This window comes from Ideonella azotifigens, assembly GCF_006519715.1.
GTDB lineage: Bacteria > Pseudomonadota > Gammaproteobacteria > Burkholderiales > Burkholderiaceae_C > Ideonella > Ideonella azotifigens.
In genome coordinates this window covers 1-1,266 of sequence record NZ_VIDT01001092.1, presented here as the reverse complement: position 1 = coordinate 1,266, position 1,266 = coordinate 1, and the positions used below count along the sequence as shown (strand labels likewise).

Sequence of the window (1,266 nt, the reverse complement as noted above, 5' to 3'; positions counted from 1 at the left end):
CCGGCTACTCCGTGTTCGAGGAAGCCTTCACGCTGGGCTGGCAGGCGGGGCGGGGGTTGGTGACGGCCGCGCGCCTTGCGTCACCCCGGTGACGCATTGAAGAGAGGCGAGTGGTTCACGGAATCGCGCAGTGCGCAAGTCGGCTAAACGCAGCGGCATCCGCCAGCAGTAGGATGCGGGCGAGGTGCACATGGCGAAGCGCGGGTGGAGTCGTCGGCAGATCTGTGTGGCGGGTGCGGTGCTAGGCGCCGCCGTGTCGCCGCGGGTCCGCGCCGCTGGCAGGCAGCTTCGGGTGCTGGCATGGCCTGGCTACGCCGAACCGGAAGTGGTCGCAGCCTTCGAGCAGCGCAGCGGCGCCAGGGTCGAGGTGAGCGTGGTCGATTCCGATACCGTGCTGTGGCAGCGCCTGACCCACAACCACGCGCAGGACTTCGACGTCTTTGCCGCCAACACTGCCGAGCTGCAGCGCTACATCCGCCAGGAACTGGTGTTGCCGCTGGACACCAACGCGCTGCCCAACCGCCGCCGCCAGTTGCCGCGCTTTCGCGACGCCGCTTCGCTGCCCGGGCTGGTGCAGGGCGGCCGGCTCTACGGCGTGCCCTATGCCTATGCCGAGATGGGCCTGATCTATGACCGGGTGCGCGTGCTGGACCCGCCCAGCTCCATCACCGCGCTGTGGGACGAGCGCTACCAGGGCAGGGTGCTGGCCTACAACGACGGCTCGCACAACTTCTCGCTGGCCGCGCAGGCGCTGGGCCTGAAGACCCCGTTCCACCTCAGCGAGGCGCAGTGGCCCAGGGCGGTGGACAGGCTGATCGCGCTGCGCCGCAACGTGGCCGGGTTCTACACCCAGCCCGAGGAGTCCGTGGCCATGTTCAAGCGCCGCCAGGCCTGGCTGATGTTCGCCAATTACGGCAGCCAGCAGCTGCAGCTGGTGCGGCAGGCCGGGCTGGACGTGGGCTACGTCATTCCGAAGGAAGGCGCACTGGCCTGGCTGGATTGCTGGGCCGTGACCCGTGGCGCACGCGACCCGGCGCTGGCCCATGCCTGGATCGACCACCTGCTGGAGCCCGAACCGTCGCGCCTGCTGATGACGCGCCAGGGCCTGGGCTGCACCGTGCAGGCCTCGCCGGTGGAGCGGCCGGGCGACAAGCTGCTTTGGCTGGAGCCCGTGGAAAACGAGGAGCGCCGCAATGCCTTGTGGGCGCGCATCGTCTCGGGCGACCGGGCGTCCCGGGTGCTCGCCCCATGACGGCAGACCCGTCA

General features: G+C 69.9%; 1 protein-coding gene. It reads left to right on the top strand.

What is annotated here, in order from left to right; all coding sequences use genetic code 11:
• The first annotated feature begins 292 nt into the window (after positions 1-292).
• Positions 293-1,252, top strand: coding sequence for an ABC transporter substrate-binding protein (locus FKP22_RS30800; RefSeq protein WP_231010289.1), 960 nt, complete (start codon positions 293-295; stop codon positions 1,250-1,252).
• The last annotated feature ends 14 nt before the right edge of the window (positions 1,253-1,266 follow it).